This is a genomic window from Mesorhizobium sp. B3-1-9, from assembly GCF_006439595.1.
GTDB lineage: Bacteria > Pseudomonadota > Alphaproteobacteria > Rhizobiales > Rhizobiaceae > Mesorhizobium.
On the sequence record NZ_VFTJ01000010.1, the window covers coordinates 107,489 to 127,868 of the forward strand.

General features: G+C 64.7%; 20 protein-coding genes. 16 read left to right on the top strand and 4 right to left on the bottom strand.

Features of this window, described 5'->3' with window-relative positions; all coding sequences use genetic code 11:
- Positions 1-85 precede the first annotated feature (85 nt).
- From phnG to phnE (FJW07_RS19300), 12 genes are all read left to right on the top strand, one after another.
- On the top strand, positions 86-547 hold the full coding sequence (phnG, locus tag FJW07_RS19245; RefSeq protein WP_140644618.1) for a phosphonate C-P lyase system protein PhnG: 462 nt from the start codon (positions 86-88) through the stop codon (positions 545-547).
- Positions 547-1,158, top strand: coding sequence for a phosphonate C-P lyase system protein PhnH (gene phnH, locus FJW07_RS19250; protein ID WP_140858244.1), 612 nt, complete (start codon positions 547-549; stop codon positions 1,156-1,158). The genes phnG and phnH overlap by 1 nt, the downstream gene beginning before the upstream one ends.
- A gap of 1 nt (position 1,159) precedes the next feature.
- Positions 1,160-2,275: a carbon-phosphorus lyase complex subunit PhnI gene (locus FJW07_RS19255; protein WP_140858246.1), complete on the top strand. Its 1,116-nt coding sequence runs from the start codon at positions 1,160-1,162 to the stop codon at positions 2,273-2,275.
- 255 nt (positions 2,276-2,530) lie between these two features.
- The gene (locus FJW07_RS19260; protein WP_140654424.1) at positions 2,531-3,430 is read left to right on the top strand and encodes an alpha-D-ribose 1-methylphosphonate 5-phosphate C-P-lyase PhnJ; all 900 of its coding nucleotides are present in this window, start codon (positions 2,531-2,533) and stop codon (positions 3,428-3,430) included.
- Positions 3,427-4,203, top strand: coding sequence for a phosphonate C-P lyase system protein PhnK (gene phnK, locus FJW07_RS19265; RefSeq protein ID WP_140544515.1), 777 nt, complete (start codon positions 3,427-3,429; stop codon positions 4,201-4,203). Before FJW07_RS19260 ends, phnK begins: the two co-directional genes overlap by 4 nt.
- Positions 4,204-4,271: 68 nt before the next feature.
- A complete protein-coding gene (gene phnL, locus FJW07_RS19270) occupies positions 4,272-4,979 on the top strand; it encodes a phosphonate C-P lyase system protein PhnL (protein ID WP_140654423.1) in 708 nt (235 codons plus the stop codon).
- Entirely contained in the window at positions 4,976-5,587 is a 612-nt protein-coding gene (locus FJW07_RS19275; protein ID WP_140858247.1) for a DapH/DapD/GlmU-related protein, read from the top strand. Before phnL ends, FJW07_RS19275 begins: the two co-directional genes overlap by 4 nt.
- Positions 5,588-5,761: 174 nt before the next feature.
- Entirely contained in the window at positions 5,762-6,472 is a 711-nt protein-coding gene (locus tag FJW07_RS19280) for a DUF1868 domain-containing protein (RefSeq protein WP_140858249.1), read from the top strand.
- A gap of 117 nt (positions 6,473-6,589) precedes the next feature.
- A complete protein-coding gene (phnC, locus tag FJW07_RS19285; RefSeq protein ID WP_140654418.1) occupies positions 6,590-7,447 on the top strand; it encodes a phosphonate ABC transporter ATP-binding protein in 858 nt (285 codons plus the stop codon).
- Positions 7,448-7,587: 140 nt separating this feature from the next.
- Positions 7,588-8,496 (top strand): phosphonate ABC transporter substrate-binding protein, encoded by a 909-nt coding sequence (gene phnD / locus FJW07_RS19290; protein WP_140644626.1) that lies wholly within the window; start codon positions 7,588-7,590, stop codon positions 8,494-8,496.
- Between the two features lie 58 nt (positions 8,497-8,554).
- Positions 8,555-9,508 (top strand): phosphonate ABC transporter, permease protein PhnE, encoded by a 954-nt coding sequence (gene phnE / locus FJW07_RS19295; RefSeq protein ID WP_140803369.1) that lies wholly within the window; start codon positions 8,555-8,557, stop codon positions 9,506-9,508.
- 1 nt (position 9,509) lies between these two features.
- Positions 9,510-10,874 carry a phosphonate ABC transporter, permease protein PhnE gene (gene phnE / locus FJW07_RS19300; RefSeq protein WP_140858251.1) on the top strand — a complete coding sequence of 455 codons (1,365 nt, stop codon included), beginning with the start codon at positions 9,510-9,512 and terminating at the stop codon, positions 10,872-10,874.
- A gap of 290 nt (positions 10,875-11,164) precedes the next feature.
- On the opposite strand, the gene FJW07_RS19305 is transcribed toward phnE (FJW07_RS19300), so the two are convergent.
- The 3 genes from FJW07_RS19305 to FJW07_RS19315 form a co-directional block, all read right to left on the bottom strand.
- Positions 11,165-12,016, bottom strand: a complete 852-nt coding sequence (locus FJW07_RS19305; protein WP_140858253.1) for a sugar phosphate isomerase/epimerase — start codon at positions 12,014-12,016, stop codon at positions 11,165-11,167.
- 223 nt (positions 12,017-12,239) lie between these two features.
- The gene (locus tag FJW07_RS19310; protein WP_140858255.1) at positions 12,240-13,427 is read right to left on the bottom strand and encodes a Gfo/Idh/MocA family oxidoreductase; all 1,188 of its coding nucleotides are present in this window, start codon (positions 13,425-13,427) and stop codon (positions 12,240-12,242) included.
- 145 nt (positions 13,428-13,572) lie between these two features.
- On the bottom strand, positions 13,573-14,628 hold the full coding sequence (locus FJW07_RS19315) for a sugar phosphate isomerase/epimerase (RefSeq protein WP_140858257.1): 1,056 nt from the start codon (positions 14,626-14,628) through the stop codon (positions 13,573-13,575).
- A gap of 401 nt (positions 14,629-15,029) precedes the next feature.
- On the opposite strand from FJW07_RS19315, the gene FJW07_RS19320 reads away from it, so the two are divergent.
- From FJW07_RS19320 to FJW07_RS19335, 4 genes are all read left to right on the top strand, one after another.
- Positions 15,030-15,917 carry a sugar phosphate isomerase/epimerase gene (locus FJW07_RS19320; protein ID WP_140858259.1) on the top strand — a complete coding sequence of 296 codons (888 nt, stop codon included), beginning with the start codon at positions 15,030-15,032 and terminating at the stop codon, positions 15,915-15,917.
- Between the two features lie 57 nt (positions 15,918-15,974).
- Entirely contained in the window at positions 15,975-17,144 is a 1,170-nt protein-coding gene (locus tag FJW07_RS19325; protein ID WP_140858261.1) for a mandelate racemase/muconate lactonizing enzyme family protein, read from the top strand.
- Between the two features lie 2 nt (positions 17,145-17,146).
- Positions 17,147-17,863 carry a FadR/GntR family transcriptional regulator gene (locus FJW07_RS19330; RefSeq protein WP_140709542.1) on the top strand — a complete coding sequence of 239 codons (717 nt, stop codon included), beginning with the start codon at positions 17,147-17,149 and terminating at the stop codon, positions 17,861-17,863.
- A gap of 62 nt (positions 17,864-17,925) precedes the next feature.
- The gene (locus FJW07_RS19335) at positions 17,926-18,906 is read left to right on the top strand and encodes a hydroxyacid dehydrogenase (protein WP_140858263.1); all 981 of its coding nucleotides are present in this window, start codon (positions 17,926-17,928) and stop codon (positions 18,904-18,906) included.
- Between the two features lie 91 nt (positions 18,907-18,997).
- On the opposite strand, the gene FJW07_RS19340 is transcribed toward FJW07_RS19335, so the two are convergent.
- On the bottom strand, positions 18,998-20,293 hold the full coding sequence (locus FJW07_RS19340) for an amidase (protein WP_140858265.1): 1,296 nt from the start codon (positions 20,291-20,293) through the stop codon (positions 18,998-19,000).
- Positions 20,294-20,380: the final 87 nt, after the last annotated feature.

The window sequence follows — 20,380 nt, forward strand, 5'->3', positions numbered from 1 at the left end:
GTCATGGACTCCCGTTACGAGATGAGTATAATTTGTATAGTTGTCTATATCAATAGACAAATTTATGCATGTGAGGAGCGATGCCATGCGAGGACAGGAAGCGCGCGAGCAGGCCGGGCGGAAGGCCTTGATGGCGACGCTGGCGCATGCCGCAGCCGATGAGATCTCCCGTCTGTGGAACGAAGCGGGCCTGCCGTCCGAGGCAGAGCTTTTGCGCGGCCCGGAGACCGGATTGGTGACGGTGCGCGGGCGGATCGGCGGCGGCGGCGCGCCGTTCAATGTCGGCGAGGCGACAGTCACCCGCGCCACGGTGCGGCTGCCATCCGGCAAGGTCGGCCACTCCTATGCGCTCGGCCGCGACAAGGGCAAGGCAAAGCTCGCGGCGATCGCCGACGCGCTCTGGCAGGACCCGGCGCATCGCGAGGCGGTCGAGACGAAGCTGGTCGCGCCCTTGCGCGCGGCGCTCGATGCGGCGCGCGAGATGCGGCGCGTCGAGACGGCGGCAACGAAAGTGGATTTCTTCACCATGGTGCGCGGAGAGGACTGATGGAAATCGCCACGCAATCGATCGACGGCGGCTTCACCGAGCCGGTTTTCGACGCGCAGACCGTCTTCCGCGCCATCATGGACGCGATGGCGCGCCCCGGCACCGTCCAGGACCTGCCGCAACTCGCCCGCCCGCCAGCGCCATTGTCGGCGACGGCAGGCGCGGTCGCGCTGGCGCTCTGCGACAACGACACGCCAGTCTGGCTCGATCCGCCGCTGCAGGCGGACGCCTCGGTCAAGGCATGGCTCGGCTTTCACACCGGCGCGCCTTTGGCCAACACGCCCGCCGACGCGCATTTCGCCCTGATCGCCAATCCGAAAGAGATGGCGGCGCTCGACGGTTTTGCGCAGGGCACGCAAGAATATCCCGATCGCTCGACGACGCTGATCCTCCTGGTCGATGATCTCGCTTCGGGCCCGTCGCTGCTGCTCGACGGTCCTGGGATCGAAAAGACGTCGATGATCGCGCCTCCGGGCATGCCGCGCCATTTCGTCGAGCAGTGGAAGCAGAACAACCAGCGTTTCCCGCGCGGCGTCGACATCATCCTGGCGGCGCCCGGCAGCCTCGCCTGCCTGCCGCGCACCACCCGCATCAAGTCGATGGAGGCATGACATGTATGTCGCGGTGAAAGGCGGCGAGGCCGCAATTGCCAACGCCCATCGGCTGCTGGCCGACCGCCGCCGCGGTGACCGCTCGGTGCCGGCGCTGCGCCTCGACCAGATCGTCGAGCAGCTGGCGCTCGGCGTCGACCGGGTGATGAGCGAAGGCTCGCTCTATGATCGCGAGCTGGCGGCTCTCGCCGTCGTCCAGGCGCGCGGCGATATGATCGAGGCGATCTTCCTGGTGCGCGCCTATCGCACCACGCTGCCACGCTTCGGCTACACCAACCCCGTCGATACCGGCACGATGCAGCTCGAGCGGCGCGTGTCGGCAACCTACAAGGACCTGCCCGGCGGCCAGGTGCTTGGTCCGACTTTCGACTACACCCACCGCCTGCTCGATCCCGAGCTTGCCGCCGGCGCCGAGGTCGAGACGCCGGCGCAGCGTCCGGTCGGGCCAGAGGCCATGCCGCGCGTTTCGGCGATCCTCGCCCATGAAGGCCTGATCGAGGCCGATGGCGACATGCCGCTTGACCACGTGCCTGGCGATATCACGCGCGAGCCGCTGCAATTCCCGATGGCGCGCGACATCCGCTTGCAGGCGCTGTCACGCGGCGACGAGGGTTTTCTCCTGGCGCTCGGCTATTCGACGCAGCGCGGCTACGCCCGCAACCATCCCTTCGTGGGCGAGGTGCGCATCGGCGAGGTCGAGCTTGAACTCGACGTGCCGGAACTGCCCTTCGCCGTGCCGCTCGGCTCCATCCGCGTCACCGAATGCCAGATGGTCAACCAATTCAAGGGCTCGGCTAAGGCGCCGCCGCAGTTCACCCGCGGCTACGGCCTGGTCTTCGGCCAGAGCGAGCGCAAGGCGATGGCCATGGCGCTGTGCGACCGGGCGCTGCGCGCGAGCGAGCTTGGCGAGGACGTCGTCGCCGCCGCGCAGGACGAGGAATTCGTCATCTCACATTCCGACAATGTCCAGGCCACAGGCTTCGTCGAGCACCTGAAGCTGCCGCATTATGTCGACTTCCAGGCCGAGCTCGGCCTGGTTCGCCGCATGCGCGCCGAATACGAGGCGCGGGAAAACGAGGACAAGGCCGCCGAGGAAAAGCGGGAGGCGGCGGAATGAGTTCAGTGCCCGCTACCGGAATGCCGCCGCCATCGAACGAGCCGCCGCCCGAGCCGTAGCCACTGGCACCGGCAACGGTCTCGCCGTGCGGGGGCTCCTTTGGCGCGGGGAGAAACATCTTCCGAAGCGCAAAAGCCGCAACGCCGGCGAAGACCAGCAACAGCACGCCAAGATGCATCCAACCGGTAGAGTCCATGTGGATCTGCTTCCGCGTCTTGAGCGTCAAATCCATAGCACGAAGCGGACGTGATCGCCATGACCGACATCGCCACCTACAACTTCGCCTATCTCGACGAGCAGACCAAGCGGATGATCCGCCGCGCCATTTTGAAGGGCATCGCCATTCCAGGTTACCAGGTGCCCTTCGCCTCGCGCGAGATGCCGATGCCTTATGGCTGGGGCACCGGCGGCGTGCAGGTCACCGCCTCGATCATCGGCCCGGACGACGTGTTGAAGGTCATCGACCAGGGCGCCGACGACACCACCAATGCGGTCTCGATCCGCGCCTTCTTCAAGAAGGTCGCCAAGGTCGCCGTGACCACCGAAACCGCGACGGCGACCATCATCCAGACCCGCCACCGTATCCCCGAGCATCCGCTCAACGCGGGCCAGGTGCTGGTCTTCCAGGTGCCGATCCCCGAGCCGCTGCGCTTCCTCGAGCCGCGCGAGACCGAAACGCGAAAAATGCATGCGCTGGAGGAATACGGCCTCATGCATGTGAAGCTCTACGAGGACATCGCCAAGCACGGCCGCATCGCCACCACCTATGCGTACCCGGTCAAGGTGGAGGGCCGCTATGTGATGGACCCTTCGCCGACGCCCAAATTCGACAATCCGAAGATGCACCGCTCGCCGGCCCTGCAGTTGTTTGGCGCCGGCCGCGAAAAGCGCATTTATGCGGTGCCGCCCTTCACCGACGTCGTCAGCCTGGACTTCGAGGACCATCCCTTCGAGGTGCAGACCTTCGACCAGCCCTGCGCGCTCTGCGGCGCCGAGAATGTCTATCTCGACGAAGTCATCCTCGACGACCATGGCGGCCACATGTTCGTCTGCTCGGACACCGACCACTGCGAGAAGCGCCGCGCCGATGGCCATCAAGGCCACCTTGCGCCGGAAACCCATCTCGCCCTTGAAACAAAGGAGCCGGCCGAATGACCGACGAACCGCTGCTGCGCGTTTCCGCGCTATCCAAATTCTACGGCTCGCGCGTCGGCTGCGAGAACGTCACCTTCGACCTTTGGCCGGGCGAGGTTCTGGCGGTGGTCGGCGAGTCCGGCTCCGGCAAGACGACCCTGCTCAATTGCCTGTCGACCAGGCTGCTGCCCTCCTCCGGCACCGCAAGCTACCGCATGCGCGACGGCCAGTGGCGCGAGCTCTACCGCATGAGCGAGGCCGAGCGCCGCTTCCTGATGCGCACCGATTGGGGCTTTGTCCACCAGAACCCGGCCGATGGGTTGCGCATGACCGTGTCGGCCGGCGCCAATGTCGGCGAGCGGCTGATGGCGGTCGGCGACCGCCACTACGGCAAGATCCGCGCCACCGCCGTCGACTGGCTGTCGCGCGTCGAGATCGACGAGGACCGCATCGACGATGAGCCGCGCGCCTTTTCCGGCGGCATGCGCCAGCGCCTGCAGATTGCCCGCAATCTGGTCACCGGGCCGCGGCTCGTCTTCATGGACGAGCCGACCGGCGGCCTCGACGTCTCGGTGCAGGCGCGCCTGCTCGACCTGTTGCGCGGACTGGTCACCGACCTCGGCCTGGCGGCCATCGTCGTCACCCATGACCTTGCCGTGGCGCGGCTTCTGTCGCAGCGCATGATGGTGATGAAGGACGGCCGCGTGGTCGAAAGCGGCCTCACCGACCGCGTGCTCGACGACCCGCGCGCGCCGTATACCCAGCTTCTCGTTTCTTCCATCCTGCAGGTGTGACCGCGTGATCCCGAAAAGTGGAAGCCGGTTTTCGGGTCAGATCATGCGGAAAAACGAAGGACTCTGATATGCCCACTCCTCTCGTCGTTTCCGATGTCGCCAAAAGCTTCACCATGCATCTGCGCGACGGCGTCACGCTGCCGGTGGTGGCAGGCGTCTCCTTCTCGATCCGCGCCGGCGAATGCGCCGTGCTCGGCGGCCCTTCCGGCGCCGGAAAAAGCTCGATCCTGAAGATGCTCTATGGCAACTACGCCGTGGATGAAGGCCAGATCATCGTCCAGCATGGCGGCGGCTTGATCGACCTCGCCTCCGCCAGCCCGCGCACCGTGCTTTCCGTGCGCCGCCACACCATAGGTTATGTCAGCCAGTTCCTGCGCACCGTGCCGCGCGTCTCCGCGCTCGATGTCGTCGCCGAACCGCTGGTCGAGCGCGGCGAGGATAGGGAAAGCGCGCGGACGAGAGCGCGCGCCCTGTTGGCGCAGCTCAACCTGCCGGAAAAGCTCTGGGCACTGCCGCCGGCGACCTTCTCCGGCGGCGAGCAGCAGCGCGTCAACATCGCGCGCGGCTTCATCACCGAGCATCCGATCCTGCTGCTCGACGAGCCCACCGCCTCGCTCGACGCGAAGAACCGCGATGTCGTGGTCGAGCTCATCGCCGCCAAGAAGGCGGCGGGCGTCGCCCTGCTCGGCATCTTCCACGACCTCGACGTGCGCGACGCGGTGGCCGATCGCGTCATCGACGTCACCGCTTTCGCCGCCGGAAAGATCGCCGCATGAAGCTTTCGGAGACGCCGCTGATCCATCCGACAGCGCAGGTCGAAAACTCGACGCTCGGGCGCTGGACCGAGATCGCCGAGCGCAGCCGCGTCGCCGAATGCGAGCTCGGCGACTATTCCTACATGATGCAGGACTGCGCCGTGTGGTGCGCGACCATCGGCAAGTTCTCCAACATCGCGGCGAGCGTGCGCCTCAATGCCACCAACCACCCGACATGGCGGCCGACGCTGCATCACTTCACCTATCGGGCGTCCGACTATTGGGACGACGCCGAACATGAAAGCGCGTTCTTCGCCGAGCGTCGCGCCAGGCGCGTCACCATCGGCCACGATACCTGGCTCGGCCATGGCTCGACCGTCCTGCCGGGCGTGACCGTCGGCGACGGCGCGGCGGTCGGCGCGGGCGCGGTGGTGTCGAAGGACGTCGCGCCCTACACCATCGTCGGCGGCGTGCCGGCAAAGCCGATCCGCGAACGCTTCGACCGCCGCACCGCGGAGCGCTACCAGGCTTTAGCCTGGTGGGATTGGGACCACGCGAAGCTGCGCGCCGCCCTCGACGATTTTCGCGACCTGGAGGCCGAGGCGTTCCTGGAGAAATATGGCGGCTAGGTGCGGTGAATGGCGAATGGTCAATAGTGAATGCAACGAAGCCCTCCTTTCTCACCATTCACCATTCACCATTCACCATTCACCATTCACCATTCACCATTCACCATTCACCATTCACCATTCACACCGTTGACACATGACTCGGACAGGACGCCATCTCCCAAGGAGATCGCGATGCTCGCCACAGTCAAACCCTCGCTCGCCCTATTTTTCGAAGGCACCAACCCGACAGCGCCGGTGCATCTCGGCACCCGTTATGACACATCGGGCAACTTCCTCCCCGAACCCGGCAACACGGTCGTCAGTCACCTCGTCGGCGGCTCTACTTCCGAAGCTGCAATCATCGAGGTGCGCAAGCGCATGCTGGCCATGCCCGACGCCGATCGGCTCGCCTTCACGCCGATCTCCAGCCTTCACATGACGCTCTTTCAGGGCATCATCGAATACCGGCGCCGCCTTCCCTACTGGCCATCGGACGTGCCGCTCGACACCGGCATCGACGACATGACCCGGCTCTATCTCGGTCGCCTGCAAGGCTTCGAGGGCCACGGCCCCTTCAAGGTCAAGATTGTCGAAGTCGTGCCGACCGGCCTCACCGTCGCCGGCGCCACCGACGAAGACCGCCGCGTCCTGAAAGCGTGGCGCGATGCCCTTTCAGTGCCGTTCGGCTACCGCCATCCGGACCACGAGACTTATGCCTTCCACATCACCTTCGCCTACCAGATCCGCCGCCTCGCCGATGAGCGGGCCGCTGCCTGGCAGGAATTGCTCTATGACTGCCTGTCATTCCTCGAGCGCGAGGCTCCGGTGATCGAGCTCAGGCCCCCGGCCTTCTGCAGCTTCAAGGACATGAAGCATTTCGAGGAATTGCTGGTGCTTGGTTGAATCTCCAAGCCTGGTGGGACGTAACAAAACTGACATCAATCCGACACCCCAGCTTCATCGGCCTGCGCTAGCGAAGGTTAACAGACCTGCAAAAGCGCGACGGACTGGAGTTTTGGTATGTCAGCATCATCGGCCACGCTTGAAATCCGCGGCGTAACCCGTCGATTTGGCAAGAACACCGCTGTCAGCGACATCAACATCTCGATCCCGCGCGGCCAGATGGTTGGCATTATCGGCCGTTCGGGCGCCGGCAAGTCGACGCTTTTGCGCATGATCAACCGTCTCATCGATCCCAGCCGGGGGTCGATTTTTTTTGACGGCGCCGAGGTCTCCAGCCTGCAGGGTCCGCCGTTGCGCCGCTGGCAGCGCGACTGCGCCATGATCTTCCAGCAGTTCAACCTCGTGCCGCGCCTCGACGTCTTGACCAATGTGCTGCTCGGCCGCCTCAACCATCGCTCGACGGTTTCCAATCTGCTGGGCATGTTCACGCGCACCGAATGCGCCGAGGCGGTCGCCGCGCTCGAGCGCCTCGACATCGCCCGCACCGCGCTGCAGCCGGCCGGCACGCTGTCCGGCGGCCAGCAGCAGCGTGTCGCGATCGCCCGCGCCATGATGCAGCAGCCGAAAGTGCTGCTGGCCGACGAGCCGATCGCCTCGCTCGATCCGCTCAACGCCAAGGTGGTGATGGACTCGCTACGCGACATCAATCTGCGCGAAGGCATCACCGTCGTCACCAACCTGCACACGCTGGACACCGCGCGCGCCTATTGCACCCGCATTATCGGCATGGCCGCCGGCAAGGTCGTCTTCGACGGCGCCCCGGAAGACCTGGACCGCGACGCCGTGCGCACGGTCTATGGCGCCGACGCCAGCGGCGCCGAGATCTCCGAAGCCATCACGTCGACCAGCGTGACCATCAAGCCGAAGATGACCGCATCCGCCGGACCGCTCGAACCAGCCTTCCCTGGCTACTGAGTCCACCGTCCCGGGCCCAGCCGGTGCGGGCAAATCGTGGATTTCAGCAGAGCAACCCGGATCGCCCGCCAGCGTCAAAGGCAAGACTTGAAAAATCAGAACGCAGCCGGCGCAGCCGGAACAACAGGAGAGAGATCGAAATGTTCAGGAAGATGGTTTTTGGGGCGGTTTCGCTGCTCGCCATGGCGGCAAGCGCCGCGCATGCCGCTGATATCAAGGAATTCCGCGTCGGCATCCTCGGCGGCGAGAACGAGACCGACCGCCTGCGCAATTACCAATGCCTCGCCGACCACCTGAAGTCGGAATTCGGCTTCGAGAAGGTCTCGCTGTTCCCCGCCGCCGACTATGACGGCGTCATCCAGGGCCTGCTCGGCGGCACGCTCGACTTCGCCGAGCTCGGCGCGTCCGGTTATGCCAGCGTCTATCTCAAGGATCCGAAGGCTGTCACCCCGATCCTCACCACCAAGCAGACCGACGGGTCCACCGGTTATTATTCGATCGGCCTGGCGCTCAAGACTTCCGGCATCACCGACATCAAGTCGGCAAAGGGCAAGAAGCTCGGCTACGCCGATCCGGATTCGACCTCGGGCTACCTGATCCCGTTGACCCAGATTCCGAAGGACACCGGTGCCTCCAACGAGACCTACTTCGCCTCGACCCAGTTCAACGGCGGCCACGAGAACAACGTGCTGGCCGTGCGCGATGGCAAGGTTGACGTGGCGGTGGACGATTCCTCGGGTATCGGCGACTTCAAGAACGGCTACACCTCCGGCACCTTCCACAAGGAAGTCTCCAAGGGCGCCGTCGACCCGAACGACTTCGTCGAAGTGTGGCGCTCGGGCTTGATCCCGAACGGTCCGCTGGTCGTGCGCACCGCGCTGGGCGACGACATGACCGCCAAGCTCACCGCCTTCTTCACCGCCCTGCCGGCCAAGGACAAGGCCTGCTTCGAAGGCGTCGAGGGTGGCGACTTCACCGGCTACGTGCCTGTAAAGCCGGAATTCTACAACGTCATCGTCGAAGCCCGCAAAGCCGCCATCGGCGGCTAAAGGCAAGATCAGAAAGGGCGGTGTGCCTCCAGCACCGCCCTTTTTGCATGTCCCGATCATGACATCAGCGACACTCCATTCCGACGCCACCCGCCAGCAGGCCGACGCCTGGCGGCGCCAGACCTCGCTGCGCCGCTTCTACACCGCGCTGGGAGTCGGCCTGCTGCTTGTCGCCATGTTCGCCACCATGTGGTTCGCCGACGAGGCCAATGCCGGCCACTTCTTCGACCGGCTACCGCATATCCTCGATTTCCTGAGCTGGCTGGTCCCGAAGGACTGGAACGACGTCTGGCGGGCGTTGTTCGACATCGCCTCGCCCAACGACAAGGGCACGCAGGAATTCAACTTCCCGCTCGGCCGCGTCTATGTCTGGGGCGGTTTCTACATCCCCGAATATTTCGAGCTGATGCTGACCACGGTGAACGTGGCGCTGGTCTCGACCTTCATCGGCTTCGTCTTCGCCGTTCCCTTCTCCTTCATCGCCGCGCGCAACCTGACGCCGAACCCGATCCTGCGGCTCGTCGTCAAGCGCTTCATGGAACTGCTGCGTGCCTTCCCCGAGATCGTCATTGCTGGCCTGTTCGCGGCCATCGTCTCGATCGGCCCGGTCGCCGCCATCATCGCCATCGGCCTGCATTCGATCGGCGCGCTCGGCAAGCTGTTCTACGAGATCAACGAGAACATCGACATGCGCCCGGAGGAGGGCTTGCGCGCCGTCGGCGCCAACTGGTTCGAGCGCGTGCGCTTCGCCGACCTGCCGCAGGTGCTGCCCAATTTCATGTCGTACACGCTGCTCCGGATCGAGATCAACGTGCGCATCTCGACCATCATGGGCGCGGTCGGCGGCGGCGGTATCGGCGAAGAGCTGAAGCTTTCCATCTCGCGCGGCTTCGGCGCCAAGACGCTGGCGCTGGTGCTCCTGCTCTTCATCACCATCTTCCTCGTCGACCAGTTCTCCGCCTGGCTGCGCCGCAAGCTTGTCGGCGAGCAGGCTTTCCTGATGAGCGCTTGATATGGCTATGACCGCCGACGAACTAAGCGCCATCGAAAGCCGCTACCCGCAGGTGTTCCATCGTCCGGCCTACAAGCGTTTCTGGCCGTTGCTGCTGATCGCGGGCACGGTGCTCTATCTCGGCTATGCCTTGTGGTTCTTCAGCTTGCCGCAGGTACTGCGCGAGTCGCACTGGGAGCGCCTGCCCCTCTTTCTGTCGCAATGGATCAGCTACGACCTGCAGCCGGAGTTCCGCCTCGACCAGCCTGAGATCACGCCGAAATATCCGCGCTTTTCGGCGCTCGGCGAGAACCCCAATCCCGATTGGGTGGTCAGGAACCCCGACGGCACCTTCACGGTCCGGATCGACGGCGATGCGAAATCCGTCACCTTCGACAAGACCAGGGCGACGATCACGGCCAATGGCGTGACCGTGCCGATAGCGCTGACCGGCGGCAAGCCGGTGGTCACAGGCGCGGTGCCCGACTGGGTGACCGTCCATGACGACGAGATCGTCGCCAAGATGGGCTTCGCCGGCGAGGTGCGCGTCACCGTCGACCGCGTCAAGGTTCGCAAGCGCTTCCTCGGCTGGGCCAATTTCGTCTTCGACACGCGCTCGCTCTTCTTCGGCAAGTCGGCCGGCGAGGTCATCTCGCTGATCGTCTCCGGGCCTGAGCTTCAGCCCGGCACGTCGAACCTCGCTTTGGCCGCCGACAACATCTGGAACAACGCGCAGTGGCAGCACGGCGATGTCTGGACGAAACTCCTGCAGACCATCGTCATGGCGTTCCTCGGCACCCTGCTCGGCGGTATCGTCGCCTTCCCGCTCGCCTTCTTCGCCGCCCGCAACATCACGCCGAGCGGCCTGCTCAGCCAGGTGCTGAAACGCTTCTTCGACTTCATGCGCTCGGTCGACATGCTGATCTGGGCACTGTTCTTCACCCGCGCCTTCGGCCCCGGACCGCTGGCCGGAAGTGCGGCGATCTTCTTCACCGAGATCGGCACATTGGGCAAAACCTATTCCGAAGCGCTTGAGAACATCGACGACAAGCCGCGCGAAGGCGTGCTCTCGACCGGCGCCAACGGCCTGCTCGTGCAGCGCTACGGCGTGATGCCGGAAGTGGTGCCGGTCTTCATCAGCCAGACGCTCTACCAGTGGGAATCCAACACCCGCGGCGCCACCATCATCGGCGCCGTCGGCGCCGGCGGCATCGGCCTGAAACTATGGGAAGCTATGCGCACCAACTCGAACTGGGCCAACGTCTTCTACATGGTGCTGCTGACGCTGCTCGTCGTCTTCATCTTCGACAACATCTCGAACTTCCTGCGCCGAAGGCTGAGCCGCACGCTGCACGATTACAACAGGCTGCAGGCCGAGCGGGGGTAGCCTTGTGGCGCGGAAGCGCGGGCATCGTATAGTGCCGCGCAAAGGGTCGACCCCCACTCCGTCGAGCTTCGCTCGACACCTCTCCCCCGATCGACGGGGGAGAGGAAAGGCGCCAGACGAGCCGCGCCTGTCCTCGAGGCAGAGGCCTTCTTCCTCTCCCGGCGCCACCAAGCGCCCTTTCCTCTCCCTCCGGAGGGGGGAGAGGTGGCTCGGCGAAGCCGAGACGGAGTGGGGGAACCACTTGGCAACCGTTGCCAACGCAAATAGAAAATGGATCAGGCGCAGGGCCCCTAAGCCGCGTTCTTCCACCCATCCCTGATATGCCGATACCCTTCGCGATAAACCGCCTCCGGGCTCTCGGCGAAATCGCGCCACACCTTCGTCGCCGCAGCCAGGTCCTTCAGCGAGCGTCCGAACGCCTCGATCGTCAGCCAATCGTCGTAACCGGTCCGGCGGATCGCCGCGAAAGTCTCCTTCCAGGGGATGTTGCCGCGCCCAGGCACGCCGCGGTCATTCTCCGAAATGTGGATATGGACGACGTTTCGGCGATGCTTCGTATAGGCGCCGATCGGATCGGCCTCCTCGATATTGGCGTGGAAGGTGTCGTACATCGCCTTGATGTGCGGCCGGTCGATCGCGTCGATATGCTCCGACAGGTCGGCCATGGTGTTGACGAGGTAGCATTCGAAGCGATTGAGCGCTTCGAGCCCGATGGTCACGCCCTTCTTGCCGGCATGGTCGCCGATGGCGCGTTGCGAGGCGACCGAGCGCTTCTTCTCGGCCGCCGTCGGCCCGCTGCCGGAAAAGGCGCCCAGCGTCGAATGCAGCGGCCCGCTGAGGGTGTCCGCGCCGAGCGCGGCGCTGCAGTCGACCGCCCATTTCATGTAGTCGATGCCGGCCTTGCGGGTGGCGGCATCCGGCGAGATCAAGTTCATCGCCGGATCGCCCATCGCCGAGACCGCGGTGCGCTCAAGGCCGATGCGGTCGAGCATTTCGCCGAGCTTTTTGTAGTCGTCGGGCGCCCCGACGAAGACCGGTATCTCGACGCCGTCGAAGCCGGTCGCCTTGATGTCCTTGAGCAGCGCCTCGTGCTTCTTCGAGACGCTGGTCGTCCACAAGAACATGCACATGCCGATCTTCATCGACATCCCCTCCCCGCTTGCGGCCAACCCTTTGCGTTGGCCGGCCACACTTCCCCTCATCCAGCCGCTTCGCGGCCACCTTCTCCCCGAGTAGAGAAGAGGTCGGCGCCGGCGTCGCTTGTCTCCTCTCCCCTCGGGGAGAGGTCGGATTGCCCCGAATTGCTCTTCGCAATTCGGCTGGCAATCCGGGTGAGGGGGACTCCCTTGGACGACGCGGCCGTCCCTAGAGCTTCGTCCACGCCCCATTCTTCTTCGACGACTTCACGCAGGCCTCGATGAAGGCCATGCCTTCGACGCCGTCCGCGATCGTCGGGAAGACGACGTCCTTGCCTGGCTTGCCGCCCTTCCGGCGCGCCGCGCGGATGGCCCTTGCGGCCTCCTGGTAGATATTGGCAAAACCTTCGAGATAGCCCTCCGGATGGCCAGACGGCACACGGCTGACGCGGGCCGCGACCGGCATCGCGCCGGCGCCGGCCCGGGTGAGCAACTGCTTCGGCTGGCCGAACGGCGTGTACCAGAGATAGTTCGGGTCGGCCTGCACCCATTCCAGCCCACCCTTGGAGCCATAGATGCGCAGCTTCAGCCCATTCTCGTGGCCGGGCGCCACCTGGCTTGCCCAGATCATGCCCTTGGCCGGATGCTTGTTGCCGACCGGCTTGAAGCGCAGCATGACGTTGACGTTGTCGTCGAGCTGGCGCCCTGGCACGAACGCATCGAGATCGGCCGAAAGTGAATCTAGCTCCAGCCCGGACACGAAGCGGGCGAGATTGTAGGCATGCGTGCCGATGTCGCCCAGCGCGCCGCCGGCGCCTGCCTGCTTGGGGTCGGAGCGCCACGAGGCCTGCTTCTGGCCGGTGGCGGCGAGGTCCTCGGTCAGCCAGTCCTGCGGATATTCGGACTGCACGATGCGGATGTCGCCGAGTTGGCCCTTGGCCACCATCTCGCGCGCCTGCCGGATCATCGGGTAGGCGGTGTAGTTGTGCGTCAGCACGAACACCTTGCCGGTCTTCTCGACCAGGGCGGCAAGCTTCTTCGCCTCGGCCAGAGAGGTCGCCAGCGGCTTGTCACAGATGACATGGATGCCGGCCTCGAGGAAGGCCTTGGCCGCCGGCACATGGACATTGTTGGGCGTCACGATCGCCACCGCCTCGATGCCGTCGGGGCGCTTGGCCTCGGCCTTCGCCATCTCGGCATAGGAGCTGTAGCTGCGCGCGGGATCGAGTCCGAGTTCTTCGGCCGATGCCTTCGCCCGCGCCGGATCCGACGACAGCGCGCCGGCCACCAGTACGAAGTCGTTGTCCAAGCGCGCCGCGATGCGATGCACCGCGCCGATGAAGGCACCCTGCCCGCCGCCAACCATGCCATAGCGGATCGGGCCGCCTCCCGCTTCCGACTTCGATGCGCCGACCATTTCTTGTCCTCTCTTTAGCTCCTCACCCTCCCCCTTGCGGGAAGGGTCGACGCGCAGCGTCGGGGTTGGGGTATAGAGTCCGCTGCGACTTGGGATTCAACCCACCCGGACCTGTGGCCGAACCTCCTCAAGCAGAGTTCGTAGGTCAAATCCCCATCATCGCCCGCAACAGCTTCTTGTCGCTGGTGCCGCCGGCGAAATCGTCGAAGGCTTTCTCCGTGACCCGGATGATGTGATGCTGGATGAAGGGCGCGCCTTCGGCCGCCCCGTCCTCGGGATGCTTCAGGCAGCATTCCCACTCCAGCACCGCCCAGGAATCGTAGTTGTACTGGGTAAGCTTGGAGAAGATGCCGCCGAAATCCACCTGCCCGTCTCCCAGCGAACGGAAGCGGCCCGCCCGGTTCACCCAGCCCTGGTAGCCGGAATAGACGCCTTGCCGCCCGGTCGGATTGAACTCGGCGTCCTTGACGTGGAACGCCTTGATCCGCTCGTGGTAGATGTCGATGAACTCGAGATAATCGAGCTGCTGCAGCAGGAAATGCGACGGGTCGTAGTTGATGTTGCAGCGCTTGTGGCCGCCGACCGCGTCGAGGAACATCTCGAAGGTGGCGCCGTCGAACACGTCCTCGGAAGGGTGGATCTCATAACCGACATCGACGCCATTGTCCTCGTAGACGTCGAGGATCGGCTTCCAGCGCTTGCCGAGTTCGGAGAAGGCCTCCTCGATCAGCCCGGCCGGCCGCTGCGGGAACGGATAAAGGTAGGGGAAAGCCAGCGAGCCGGTGAACGACACCGAAGCATTCAGGCCGAGATTCCTCGATGCCTTGGCGCCGAACTTCATCTGCTCGACCGCCCATTTTTGGCGCGCCTTGGGGTTGTTGTGCACCTCGGCCGGCGCGAAGCCGTCGAACTGCGCGTCATAGGCTGGATGAACGGCGACCAGTTGGCCCTGCAGATGCGTCGACAATTCCGTGATCTCGACGCCGGCATCGGCGCAGATGCCTTTCACCTCGTCACAATAGGCCTTCGACGACGCCGCCTTCTTGAGGTCGAACAGGCGCCCGTCCCAGGTCGGGATCTGCACGCCCCTGTAGCCGAGCCCGGCCGCCCATTTGGTGATCGAAGCCAGCGAATTGAACGGCGCGGCATCGCCCGCGAACTGCGCCAGAAACAGGCCGGGGCCCTTCATCGTCGTCGGCATCGGCATCCTCCCTCATTGTTTTCGCGACCAAGCATAGCGCCGATTGAAGTGAGGGCCAGCCTGTTTGGTCAATACTGTCGGCGTCTATGCGTTGCGCCATTCTGGTATTACCAAATCCCGAAATTCGGTCAAGCGGTCCAAATCGACGAGGACGGCACGGGATTTCGAACAAATGAGCGAAATTACCTTATAAAATCAGACTATTGACTGATTGATTTGGTGTCATCCACCCACTTCTTGCCGTGCATGAAAATTTGCTGTAGAGGTCATGGAAGGCCCAATTGGTCGAACCAGTTTCAAGAAAAAATGCTGGCAACGCCTTGGGGAGGAGACGTGCGACCGCTTCTATCGGAGCCGTCGCGGGGTAAAACGTGACAGGCGAATTCTGGGAAGGATAGACCATGCATCTTTCGACGCACAATTGGATGCGGGCGGAGCCGCTGGAGGTGACGCTCAAGCGCATCAAGAAATTCGGCTACGAATCGATCGAGATTTCCGGCGAGCCCGAACAGTACAAGACCAAGGAGACGCGTGCGCTGCTCAAGGAGCACGGCATACGCTGCTGGGGTTCGGTGACGCTGATGCTGGGCGAGCGCAACCTCGCCGCCAAGGACCAGGGCCAGCGCGAGCGCTCGGTCCAATATGTCAAGGACGTGCTCACCATGGTGAGCGAGCTCGAGGGCGAGATCATCACGCTGGTGCCCGCGACTGTCGGCAAGGTCGTGCCGGACGGCACCGAGGCGGAGGAATGGGGCTGGGTGGTCGACGCCACGCGCGAGTGTTTCACCCATGCCAGGAAGGTCGGCGTCAGGATCGCCGTCGAGCCGCTCAACCGCTTCGAGACCTATCTCTTCAACCGCGGCGCCCAGGCGCTGGCGCTCGCCGATGCGGTGAGCCCCGAATGCGGCGTCTGCCTCGACGCCTACCATATCCACATGGAGGAATTTAACGTCTATGATGCGATACGCCAGGTCGGCAAGCGCCTGTTCGATTTCCATGTCGCCGACAACAACCGCTTCGCCGCCGGCCTTGGCCAGATCGACTGGCCGAAGATCGTGCGCACGCTGAAGGAAGTCGGCTATGACGGCGCGCTGACCAACGAGTTCGTCGCGCCCGTCGACCGCACGCCGGCGGCGCCCTATCCGGAGATGGTCGAGCGCAATCCGGTCGACATCTCGCCCGAGCAGCTCAAGTTCATCCAGGACCACGGCTCCAGCGTGCTCACGGAAAAATTCTACACCGACCAGATGCGCATCACCGCCGAAACGCTGCTGCCGCTGATCAAGTAGGCCTCCGATTGAAACCTATCCCTTCCACCCGGCGGGCGGAGGGGCCGAAGGGAAAACATGCGCATCAAACGCGTCCAGGCCTGGTGGGTTCGTATCCCGATCGAAGTCGCGAAGCAGCATCGCAGCGACTTCGGTCAGGTGACGACGTTCGACGCCGCCATTTTGCGCATCGAGACCGATGACGGCCTGGTCGGCTGGGGCGAGGGCAAGAACGCCGCCGGCAGCGCCGGCAGCTATGGCGCGCTCGTCCATATGCTCAACCACGAGATCGGCCCGCAGCTCATCGGCCGCGATCCGGCCGACATCGGCATCATCTGGGAAATGTTCTACAACGGTGTGCGGTACGAGACAGCGGCGCATGCCGGCCATGCCATGCCGCAGCTGGCGCGGCGCGGCATGAGCGTCGCAGCAATCAGCGCCGTCGACATCGCGCTCTGGGACATTCTCGGCAAATCGCTGGGGCAGCCGGTATGGCGGCTGCTCGGCGGCCGCAAGGTCGAGCGGATGCAGGCCTATGCCTCGGGCGGCTGGGCCTCCGCCGACGCCATCGGCGAGCAGTTGAAATCCTATATCGCCAAGGGCGGCTTCAAGGCGCTGAAGATGCGTGTCGGCGCCATGGACGGCGCCCCGCATGTCTCGGCCTCGCGCGTGCGCGCCGCAAGGCAGGCGATCGGGCCCGATGTCGATCTGATGGTCGACGCGCATGGCACCTACACCGTCGCCGAGGCCAAGCGCTTCATCAAGCTCACCGCCGATCTCGACCTTGCCTGGTTCGAGGAACCGGTGATCGCCGACGACAAGCCGGGCATGGCCGAAGTGCGCGCCTCGGGCGCGACGCCGATCGCGACAGGCGAAAGCGAGGCGACGCGCTACGCGTTCCGCGATCTGGCGGTGCTGAAATCGGCCGACATCTTCCAGCCGGATCCGGCGTTTTGCGGCGGCATCAGCGAGGCAATGAAGATCGGCACCATAGCCAGCGCCTTCAACCTGCGTTTCGCGCCGCACCTGTGGGCCGGCGCGCCCTGCTTCTTTGCCGGGCTGCATGTCTGTGCCGCCTCGCCCGCCAGCTTCATCATCGAATATTCGCTCGGCGCCAACCCGATGATCCACGACCTTGTCGAGGAGACTGTCGAAGCGAAGGACGGTATGATAGCGATCCCTGAAAAGCCTGGATTGGGTTTCACCATCTCCGAGCGATTCCTGGAGGCGCACGCGCAACGTATTTGACGATGAAAGAAAAGAACCTTCTCGCGGAACTTGCCGCCTACCTCTTCGCCAACTCGGACAAGGAGTCCGGCCGCACGCCCTCGGAGCGCGAGCTGGCGGAGCATTTCGGCGTCAGCCGCGGCCAGATCCGCGAAGCGCTGGCCATCCTGGAAGCCATGCGCATCGTCGAGCGACGCGCCAAGTCCGGCATCTATATCGACACCAAGCAGGCGAGCGTGGAAGCGCTGGCGCTTTTCGCCCGCGCCGGCCTGCCGCTCGATCCGGTGCAGATCTACGAGACCGTCGAGTTGCGCAAGATCCACGAGATCAAGGCGGCCGAGCTTGCCTGCTCGCGCGCAACGGAAGAAAACTTCGAACGCCTGCGCGAGATCCTGAAGGCCTCGGAAGAGCGCATCGCCGCCGGCGAGGGCCTCGCCAAGGAGGACCGCGAGTTCCACCTCGAGATCGTGCGCGCGACCAAGAACAGCGTCTTCCACAACATCTGCAGCGTCTATTACCTGATGGGCGAGCAGCGCCTGCCGATCTATTTCAACGATCCCGAACGCAGCGTGCGCTCACATGCCGAGCACATCCAGATCTACGAGGCGCTGTTGCGCCGCGACGGCAACCTCGCCCAGGCCCTGATGAATGCCCATTTGCAGGGCGCCGAGAGCTACTGGAAGGGGATCATCGAAGGCCGCGGAATGGAGCCGAAAAGCGCGGCGCTCGAAAAGGCCTAGAGCATTTTGCAGCCGAGCGTTATCGCTTGGCATCGCGGAAATGCGGAGCAAAACAAAACCTCATGCGCAAGATACTCTCAACGCATCCGCTGCATCCTCGCGCCACGGCCATGCTGGCGGGCGCCGGGTGGCTGGCCGTCGCTTCCGCGCTTGATCCCAAAACTCTGACCGCCGAAGCGAGCGACGCCGACATCGTCATCGTGCGCGCGCCGCTGCCGCCGGAGCTGTTTGCGGGTGCTTCGAGCCTGCGCGCCGCGATCCGCCACGGCGCCGGGCTGGACATGATCCCGGTCGAGACCGCGACCGCCGCCGGCGTGCTGGTGGCGAATGTGCCCGCCGTCAATGCCCGCTCGGTCGCCGAGCATGTGATGTTCGTGGCCCTTGCGCTGCTGCGGCGCTTCCGAACGATGGACCGCGACCTGCGCGCCAAGGGCTGGCTTGCGGGGCGCGAGCATGCCAATTCGACCAGCGAGCTTGCCGGCAAGACGATCGGCATCGTCGGCCTCGGCGCGGTCGGCCAGGCCGTCGGCCATATCGCCGCGCACGGCTTCGATCTCAATGTCGTGGCGACCACGCGAAGCCTGCGCCCGGCGCCCGAACGTGTCGGCTTCCTGTCGATCGACGCGCTGGTCGAGCAGAGCGATATCATTGTGCTCTGCTGCCCGCTGACGGAGGAGACCCACGGCCTGATCGGCCGCGAGCGTATCGCCCGCATGAAGCCCAACGCGCTGCTGATCAATGTCTCGCGCGGCCCGGTGGTCGACGACGAGGCGCTGATCGAAGCGTTGCGAGCGGGCCGCATCGGCGGCGCCGCGCTGGACGTTTTTTCCACGCAGCCGCTGCCGCCCAACCATCCTTATTTCGGCTTCGACAATGTCATTGTCACCCCGCATATGGCCGGCATCACCGAGGAATCGATGATGCGCATGGGGGTCGGCGCCGCCGGCGAGGCGTTGCTGGTGCTCGCCGGCAAATTGCCGGTCAATCTGCGCAATCCGGAAGTCGTCGAACACTACCGGCGGCGCTTTCCGGCCGACGGTTAGTTCCCGGCTACCATCGCGACGATGCAGCCAGAGATGACAGCGGGACAGCGAATTCCCGAGCGCCGAATTTGCGTCGGTTCGCCGCGCCCTATCAACGGCCAAGCAAAGTCTCGACCGCGGCAGCAATGCGCAGCAGATGACTGTCGTGTCCGTGCTTGCCCACCAGCATCAAACCAGCCGGCAGCTTCATGCCGGGCATCGGCAGCGAGATCGCGCACAGGGCGAACTGGTTGGCGACCTGCGTGTTGCGCAAGAGCAGCCCTTCCATCTTGTCGCGCAGCGCTTCGTCGCCAGCCATTGCGGCAATGGAGGGCGCGACCATCGGCACGGTCGGCAATGCCAGCACATCGACTGTCTCCAGCCGTTCCGCCATGGCTGCCACAAGCTCGCCGCGACGGCGGATCGTGCGGATATAGGCGGAAGCGGGAACGGCCAGCGCGCGGGACAACGGCCCGGTGACATGCGGATCGGCCGGTACCGAGGCGCCGCTCGCAAGCCAATCGGCATGCACTTCCGCACCTTCTATGGAGGCGATCGTGCCGCGTTTGGTGGCGGCGCGCATCTCGGCGATGAGATCGTCGATGGACAAATCGGCAACGCGGGCGCCGGCTAGCCCGATCCGGTCGATGCAGCCCTCGAAGGCCGCGGCGACCTCCGCTTGCGTCTCGCCGAACAAGACGCCGCGCGGGATGCCGATGCGCAGGCCGGCGTGTGGGACCGGCCGAAGCGCCGTTGGCTCTTGTCCCGCCATGATCGCATCGGTGATCGCGCAATCGGCGACGTTGCCGGCAAGCGGGCCGATCGAATCGAGCGTCATCGACAGCGGAAAGGCGCCGGTCAATGGCACGCGCCCCGCCGTCGGTTTGAAGCCGACAACGCCATTGAGCGAGGCCGGGATGCGCACCGAGCCGCCGGTGTCCGAACCGATCGAGATGTCGCTCGTGCCCTCGCCTACCGCAACGCCCGCCCCCGATGACGACCCGCCCGGGATCAGGCTTGCATCGGCGGCATTGCCCGGCGTGCCGTAATGCGGATTGTCGCCGATCGCGGTGAAGGCGAACTCGGTCATGTTGGTCTTGCCGAGGATGACGGCTCCCGCCTGGCGCAGCCTCCGCACGATCGCCGCATCTCGCGCAGCGGCTGAGGCCTCGGCATGGATCAGCGACCCGGCCGTCGTCGGCTCCCCTGCGACATCGAACAGGTCCTTGATCGAGACGATGCGCCCGTCGAGCGGTCCGAGGCTCACACCGGCCTTGCGGCGGGCATGGGCCGCATCGGCGGCTGCACGCGCCGCCTCGGCGTAGAGCTTCGTATAGACCTTCTCGTCGGCCGCGCGATTGGCAAGACGTGACAGGATGATTTCAAGACGGTCGCGGATGGATTGCATTTTCGATGTCGGGCCCTGCAAAGTTGCAACGTCTTTTAGGCACGGCCTGATGTTGGGCCAGCCAAGCGATAACCCGGCAAGCGTGCC